Origin of the sequence: Pseudonocardia nigra, assembly GCF_019396355.1 — a bacterium.
In the GTDB taxonomy this organism is placed as follows: Bacteria; Actinomycetota; Actinomycetes; order Mycobacteriales; family Pseudonocardiaceae; genus Pseudonocardia; species Pseudonocardia nigra.
Map to the genome: position 1 here is coordinate 1 of NZ_JAHKRK010000303.1, position 7,170 is coordinate 7,170.

Genomic DNA, 7,170 nt, shown 5'->3' on the forward strand with positions numbered 1-7,170 from the left:
AAGGGCGCTCCGCTGACGCTCCGCGTCCCTGTCGCGACGGCCCGGCGTTCACCCTCACCACCCGCCCCCTCCCACCCCTACCCACCCGGGCACGGTGACCCGCCGCCTGGCCGGCGCCGCAAGGCCAGCGCTGCCGTCACCGGCGGCGCTTCCCCGCTGTCCTCGCGCTGCCGCGGAGCGTCATGACGCGGCCGGTGCCCTTGTCGACCGCTCTCCTGGGAGTGACCCATGAGCGACTACACGCTGCGCCAGCACGACCTGCGCGGCCACCGTCCCCGCACCCGAACCCGCCAGCCCAGCCCCGACAAGCCCCTCCCCCAAGCCACTCACCACAACGCCGGCAGCACTGACGGCTCCAACTCGCCCGTCGCCGCACCGCCGCCGCCGGCGCGGCGGCCGACCCGTGCGCGCGGGCAGGGGCGGATCGAGCTGCTCGCGGCGGCACGGCGGATCACCCCCCGGGACCGGTGGATCATCCGAATGCTGCACGAGCACACCGTGCTCACCACCACCCAGCTCGCCCGGCTCGGGTTCGCCTCCCTACGCGCCGCGCAGCTACGCCTGCGCACCCTCCACACCCTGCACGTGGTGGACCGGTGGCAACCGTTCCTCACCTCCGGGTCCGCCCCGATGCACCACGTCCTCGGTCCGCTCGGCGTCCGGATCCTCGCCGCCGAAGAAGGCATCGACCTCGCCCAACTCGGCTACCGCCGCGACCGCGCCCTCGCCCACACCCACCGGCTCACCCTCGCCCACGACGTCGGCGTCAACACCTTCTTCACCGACCTCGCCACCCACCCCCACCTCACCCTCACCGCCTGGTGGTCCGCCGGCCGCTGCGGCCGCTACTTCGGCCACCACGCCCACCCCGACGGCTACGCCACCCTCCGAACCCGTGACCCCCGCGGCGCTCGACCAGCCGGGCGGGCCACCCACAACAACACCTCGCGGCCCGAGGGCGGCGCCGTCGGCGAGTGGGAGTTCTTCCTGGAGTACGACACCGGCACCGAGCCCCACCCGAAACTCGCCGCCAAGCTCGCCCACTACCAGCGGCTCGCCGCCGCCACCGGGATCGCCACCCCACTCCTGATCTGGATCACCCGGCCCCGCCGCGAACCGAACGCCCGCCACGCCCTCGCCGGCGCCCACTCACGGCTCGCGCACCCCCACCTGGTGCCCGTCTTCACCGCCACCCCCCAACCCAGCGGACACCCCGACGACCGCACTCCCGCCGGACACGTCTGGTTGCCCCTGCACCCCGCCCACACACCCGGCCGCATTGGCCGCCGCAGCCTCACCGAGCTCGCGACCAGCCCTGTTTCCGCCCGGCGCGGTGACCCGCGCGATCCTCGCCGCTCTGACCCCGCCACCCTCCAGTCCCCGCTGGCCACCCGCGGCACGATCGACCTCCCGGCTCCCCTGCCCCACCCGAGCTGGGACTGGCCCACCACCCGGCGCGGCACCCGCCGCCCGTCACCACCCGATCACGCCAGCGGGGCGACCCCACCTCACCTACGAGCGACCGGCGCAGAGCCGGCGAGGCGGCCATGGTGAGGGCGGCCGCGGTCGGGCTCGCCGCCCTACTCGGCGCCCTCCTCGTGATCGGCGCGATCGGCACCGCGGTCCTCGGCGGCAGCGGCGCCGGCCTCGGCATCGGAACGGGCTTCGCGCCCAGCCCGGCCGCCATCGCCGACATCCCCACCCACTTCCTCGCCCTGTACGTCCAGGCCGCCGCCACCTGCCCCGGCCTCGACTGGGCGCTCCTGGCCGCCGTCGGGAAGATCGAAACCGATCACGGGCGGTCCCGCCTCCCCGGCGTCACCTCCGGGGAGAACTCGGCCAGGGCGGGCGGGCCGATGCAGTTCCTCCAACCCACCTTCAACGCCGTCATCGCCACGCATCCGCCACCCCCCGGCGGCGCCCGCCCACCGTCGCGCTACCACCCCCACGACGCGGTGCACGCCGCGGCCGCCTACCTCTGCGACTCCGGGGCACGAAACGGCGACCTCGACCGCGCCCTATTCACCTACAACCACTCCCACGCCTACGTCGATGACGTCCTCACCCAGGCCGCCGCCTACCGCGCCGCGCCCCATACCGGCAGCGGACCCGGGCTGCTCGCGCTCGACTACGCCCGCGCCCAACTCGGCCTGCCCTACCTCTGGGGCGGCGACGGCCCCACCGCCGGCGACCCGGGTTTCGACTGCTCCGGCCTCACCACCGCCGCCTGGGCCGCCGCCGGAATCACCCTCCCCCGCACCGCGCACACCCAATACCGCGCCGGCCCGCTCCTCCCACCCGGCACCCCGCTCAAGCCAGGCGACCTGCTCTTCTTCGGCACCCCCGAACGCGTCCACCACGTCGGAATCGCCACCGGCGACGCCACCCTCATGATCCACGCACCCCGCCGCGGCACCACCATCCGTATCCAAGACGCCCACGGCCTCCCCGACTTCCTCGCCGCCTCCCGACCCGCGCCGTGAAGCCCGGGATACAGGACCGGCTGTGGGCGGATTGGCGGTCGCAAAGATGCGCAACCGAATGGTCGGCACGATGTCCGCGGTCGAGACCGTCAACCGGATCGTCGCGACGACCCTCGGCTGATTGGACTTGCGACTCCGCATCATCGCGCTCATGTACCGGTCACGTTCGACGGAGGCATCACCTGCGTCGACGATGGCCGCACACCAAAGCCAGCGGCGCTCGGCCAACGGCGCCGAGCACAGCGACCAACTCGGCCGAGGAGGTCCACTACGAGCTGACTAGCGCCACCTTAGCGTCCTGCGTGGGGGTCGGTAGATCGCCCCGATAGCGTCGCCTCCGGGACCGACAGCCCGGTCCTACTCATGGCGCGCGAGCAGACGACAAAGGGAAGCGGCAGCCTGGTCGGACGCGTTCGTGCTGGCCAGTGCCTCGTCCCATTACCCGGGATAATGCACGGAATCCCGGGTAATAGACCGTGGCGCGCGCAGCGCTTGCACGCTCTCCCGCACACCGTGCCCTGGTCAGGCGCTACCGCTCGCGTGACAGCTCATTCCATCGCCTGTGCTGAACCGGCGCTCGCCACGCCAATCGCTTCGCGACTCGGCGCAGACGATGCCCGCTGGAGCTGGCCCATCGCCGCACCGGCAGCGTTCAGTACCGACTCCTGGTGGAGGAACTTCGTCGGATCTTCCCGATCGCCACGCCTTGATCCGACTGAGGTCAAGGTGCACCGGAGGCCAGATACGCCGCGGGTCCCAGCCCGCCGGCCGCGGCCCCTGCTCGGCGACGGGACCGGCGGGCCGTGGCAAGGTCGGCCAGTCATGCCGGTAGGGCGTTTGATCGACTGTCGGAGGTGTCGCTGCTGGCGCACCCGCTGGGGGTGAAGATGTTCTCCTACCGGCGGGTGAAGAACGACGAACGTGACGCTGCGGACCTGGCCGATCTACTGCGGATGGGTCGGCTGCCCGAGGCCTGGATCGCCCCACCGACGACGCGGGAGCTGCGCGGCTGGGTGCGGCACCGCGCCAAGCTGGTCGGGCTGCGCTCCAGCCTGAAATGCCAGGTCCACGCGGTGCTCGCCGCCGCCGGAGTGCAGGTGCCGATGAGTGACCTGTTCGGCGCGGGCGGGCAGCAGCTGCTCGCCACCACGCGGCTGGCGGTCGAATCACGCTCGCGGGTCGACTCACTGCTGCGGCTGATCAACGCCCTGGACTTCGAGATCGACACCTTCGCCCGGCTGGTCGCCGGGCGGCTGCGCACCGACCCCGGCTACCGCGCGATCCAGGCCATTCCCGGGGTGGGGCCGCTGCTTGCGGCGGTGTTCGTCGCCGAGATCGGCGACATTAGCCGCTTCACCCGCCCGCAGCAGTTGGCCTCCTGGGCCGGGCTGACCCCGAAACATCACGAGTCCGACACCACCGTGCACCGCGGTCGGATCACCAAGCAGGGCTCCCGCCTGGTGCGTTGGGCCGCGGTCGAGGCGGTGCAACGCGTGCCCGCCCATACCCTGCTCGGACAGATCCGCGACCGAGTCGGCGAACGCCGCGGGGTCCGCAACATCGGCGCCGTCGCCGCCGCCCGCGAACTGACCACGCTGGTGTTCTACGGCCTGCGTGATCACCACATCCGCTGCCTGCCCGCCCGAGCGGCGTGAGCAGCCCGCAGACCTCGCGACGGGCGCAGACCGTGCGTGTCATGATCCCCAAGCCAGCAGCACCGGCCCGGTCGCGGTGGCCGCCGGCGACCTGGGCGCCGACGTGGTGCTGGTCCGGCCGGACTTCCACGTGTTCGCAGCGGGCGCCGGCACGGCCGCCGAGGAGCTCGCGACCGCGTTCGTCGCGGGCGTCCGCGGGTCGCGCCTCGCCGCCGCGGCAGCCGGCTGACCCGGCCTCGACATCGACGTCGGCGCCAGCCTCAGCGCCGACAGCAAGGCGGCGATGCTGCCGTCCAGTGGCAGCCTCGCCGCCTTGCTGTCATGCCGGGAGTCCGGTAGTCGCTCAGGTGTCGGCGAGACGGCGGTACCGCCGCCGCGAGGCGACGCGTTCGTTCCCGCTGAGCTCCGGCATCTCGAGCAGCTCGTCCTCGACCCGGAGATGGACAACACGACCAACCGCGGGTTGAGCGCGTGCAGACGCTCCACGCCGAAGCCGAGGCGCTCCAGCACACCGGTACGGAAGTTCTCGACCAGGACGTCGGCGCGGCGTACCAGCTCCGCCAATGCGTGCTGCCCCTCCGGCGGCTTGAGATCGAGGACGATCGACTCCTTGTTGCGGTTCGCTGAGAAGAAGTACGTGGACTCCAGGTCGGACGTCCAACGAAAGGTGGCCCCACCCTCGCGTGTCATCGCCGCCCTGCGGATTCTCGATCTTGATGACCCGAGCCCCCAGGTCCCCGAGCAGCACCGTAGAAAAGACCTGCCACGACCAGCACTGATGCTGTCCCGGTTCCCGGGACGGAACCGTTCTGCCCCTCCCCGGAACGCCCCACGATGACCTCCGCCACACGCCCGTCTCGGCAAAGCCGCCCTGAGGACACCGATGAAGCCGGCCACCCCGTCTCACCACGAGACGACCACGGCGGAGCGAGGTCGAACGACGACCGTCGCGCTCTGCATGATCGTGACGATCATCGAGGGCTACAACCTCATCGTCTACGGATCCGTGGTTCCACTGCTGCTCGCCGACCCGGCGCTGGGCATCACCGACGAGCAGACCGGTCTCATCGGCGGGGTCGTCTACATCGGCGCGGTCCTCGGGGCGCTGCTCGCCCCGATGCTCGCCGAGCGGATCGGCAGAAAGGCGACCCTCGCCGCCGCCATCGCCGTCTTCGCGCTCGGGGCCGTCCTCGCGGGCGCCGCGGCCGGCGGGCAGATGCTCGCGGTCGCGCGGCTGCTCAACGGGCTCGGTGTCGGGGCGGCCCTGACCACGGCGATGACCATCGCGCGCAACAACGCCCCGGCCGGGCGGGCCTCCCTGATCGTCACGATCACGATGGCCGGGATCCCGCTCGGTGGCGTCGTCGCGGCCCTGCTGGCCATCCCGATCCTGCCGACCCTCGGGTGGCGCGCGATGTTCTTCGTCGGCGCCGGCCTGGGCGCCGCCGTCCTCGTCGCCGTCCTGGTCTGCCGGATCCCGAACTCCTCCGAGGAGGTCACGGGGCGCAGCTGGACCGTCCGCCAGAAGCTCGCCGCGGTCTTCGCCGGTCGCGGCGCCCTGATCACCGTCGTGATCGCCGGCTGCGCCGTCGCGAACATGATCGCCTGGCAGGGCCTCAACGTCTGGGCCGCCCAGGCGATGATCGACCTGGGGTTCTCGCTGAGTGGCGCCCTGCTGTTCACCTTCGCCCTCACCGGAGCCGCCGTGCTGGGCTCCTTCGCCACCGCGTGGGCCGCCGACCGGCGGGGCAGCGCACTCGTCTCGGTCGCCACCGGGTCCTGCACGGTGCTGGGCCTCGTCGGGATCGTCGTCCTGCCGCTCTCGGTCCCCACGGCCGTCGTCTGCGCCGCGTTCATGGGCATCGGCGGGCACTCGACGATGAACCTGGTGCACACCACCACCTCGAGCGTCTACCCGCTGCCGGCCCGCGGGGTCGCCCTCGGCTGGTCGAACGGCACGTCGTTCATCGGGGCGTTCCTCGGCCCGACCCTCGGTGGAATGGCGATCGCAACTGGTGGCGCACGCGCTGTCTTCAGCACCTTCGCCGGCGCCGCCGGACTGTGCCTGATCGGTCTGACCGTGCTGTTCATGCTCGACCGGTCGGCAACACCACAGATCTTCCGCCAGCCAGGCAGGCCGACGCAGAGCGCCCGGGCGGTTCCGGCGGCTGAGGTCATCGGCTGACCGCGGCTTCTCCCATCGAGGCCGGCTCGTGGAACACCGCGGAGAGCCGGCCTCGACCCTGCAGGGCTCAAGCCTTCCCGGCCTGCTTCTCGAAGCGCGACCGCTGCCTTCGCCGGTCGCGAGCCAGCAGCGCGCTGAAGGCGTAGGGCTGGTTGGACGCGCGCCAGACACACTGCGGGGGCCGGACCGGCCGCCGGCGGCGGTGCCCCCGTGGACGCCCAGCCGACTGCGCGGGGGGGGTCCGGCTACTCGCGGGACGTGACAGAGTTCCCTGCGGTGTCACCGCTCGTGTCGCCGGTGCCGCGGCCCGCCGAGCTCGGCCTGGCCCAGCACTCGGAATGAGGGATGCCGAGCCGGACGGGGTCGAAGGTCGGGTCAATGCCCTGCTTGCGTTGGGCGTCGTAGTCACGCAGTGCGAGGAGTGCTGGTTTGGCCAGGAACAGCAGGCAGATGATGTTGACCCAGGCGAGGGAGGCGTAGCCGACGTCGCCGATGGCCCAGATCAGGTCGGCGGACTGGACGGCACCGAAGAAGGTCACGGCGAGCAGAACGCCCTTGAGCAACCAGCCGAGGCGCCGATGCGTTCCACGGGTGAGGTAGGTCAGGCTCGTCTCGCAGATGTAGTAGAAGGCCACCAGCGTCGTGAAGGCGAACAGAGCGATTGCGATCGCCACAAACGGGGCGCCGGCGCCGGTGAAAACGGAGTCCATGGCGGCCTGGGTGTAGGCCGGACCGGCCTCGACTCCCGCGAGGTTGGTGGCGAGGGCCGCACCGTCGGCGCTCTCGACGTTGTAGCTGCCGGTCACGAGGATCATGAAGCCGGTGGCCATGCACACGAGCAGGGTGT

6 protein-coding genes and 2 pseudogenes are annotated in these 7,170 nt (G+C 72.0%); 5 read left to right on the plus strand and 3 right to left on the minus strand.

What is annotated here, in order from left to right:
• Nucleotides 1-228 precede the first annotated feature (228 nt).
• From KME75_RS38450 to KME75_RS46420, 4 genes are all read left to right on the plus strand, one after another.
• Nucleotides 229-1,554: a replication-relaxation family protein gene (locus tag KME75_RS38450; RefSeq protein WP_219419865.1), complete on the plus strand. Its 1,326-nt coding sequence runs from the start codon at nucleotides 229-231 to the stop codon at nucleotides 1,552-1,554.
• Entirely contained in the window at nucleotides 1,548-2,483 is a 936-nt protein-coding gene (locus KME75_RS38455) for a C40 family peptidase (RefSeq protein ID WP_219419866.1), read from the plus strand. The genes KME75_RS38450 and KME75_RS38455 overlap by 7 nt, the downstream gene beginning before the upstream one ends.
• 803 nt (nucleotides 2,484-3,286) lie before the next feature.
• Nucleotides 3,287-4,138, plus strand: coding sequence for an IS110 family RNA-guided transposase (locus KME75_RS38460; protein WP_308283450.1), 852 nt, complete (start codon nucleotides 3,287-3,289; stop codon nucleotides 4,136-4,138).
• A gap of 76 nt (nucleotides 4,139-4,214) precedes the next feature.
• Nucleotides 4,215-4,367: a hypothetical protein gene (locus tag KME75_RS46420; protein ID WP_308283452.1), complete on the plus strand. Its 153-nt coding sequence runs from the start codon at nucleotides 4,215-4,217 to the stop codon at nucleotides 4,365-4,367.
• Nucleotides 4,368-4,531: 164 nt separating this feature from the next.
• Here KME75_RS46420 and KME75_RS46425 read toward each other — a convergent pair.
• Both KME75_RS46425 and KME75_RS46430 read right to left on the minus strand, forming a co-directional pair.
• Nucleotides 4,532-4,828, minus strand: a pseudogene (locus tag KME75_RS46425) (CoA transferase); the annotation flags it as partial.
• Between the two features lie 16 nt (nucleotides 4,829-4,844).
• Nucleotides 4,845-5,048 (minus strand): annotated as a pseudogene (locus KME75_RS46430) (hypothetical protein); the annotation flags it as partial.
• A gap of 48 nt (nucleotides 5,049-5,096) precedes the next feature.
• Here KME75_RS46430 and KME75_RS38470 point away from each other — a divergent pair.
• Entirely contained in the window at nucleotides 5,097-6,323 is a 1,227-nt protein-coding gene (locus tag KME75_RS38470) for an MFS transporter (protein ID WP_219419868.1), read from the plus strand.
• 245 nt (nucleotides 6,324-6,568) lie between these two features.
• Here KME75_RS38470 and KME75_RS38475 read toward each other — a convergent pair whose 3' ends face one another.
• On the minus strand, nucleotides 6,569-7,159 hold the full coding sequence (locus KME75_RS38475) for an alanine:cation symporter family protein (RefSeq protein WP_308283451.1): 591 nt from the start codon (nucleotides 7,157-7,159) through the stop codon (nucleotides 6,569-6,571).
• Nucleotides 7,160-7,170 lie beyond the last annotated feature (11 nt).

What these genes read in the sequence shown, in the direction of transcription:
- KME75_RS38450 (WP_219419865.1), top strand. Translation starts at nt 229, where the DNA reads ATGAGCGACTACACGCTGCGCCAGCACGACCTGCGCGGCCACCGTCCC.
- KME75_RS38455 (WP_219419866.1), top strand. Translation starts at nt 1,548, where the DNA reads ATGGTGAGGGCGGCCGCGGTCGGGCTCGCCGCCCTACTCGGCGCCCTC.
- KME75_RS38470 (WP_219419868.1), top strand. Translation starts at nt 5,097, where the DNA reads ATGATCGTGACGATCATCGAGGGCTACAACCTCATCGTCTACGGATCC.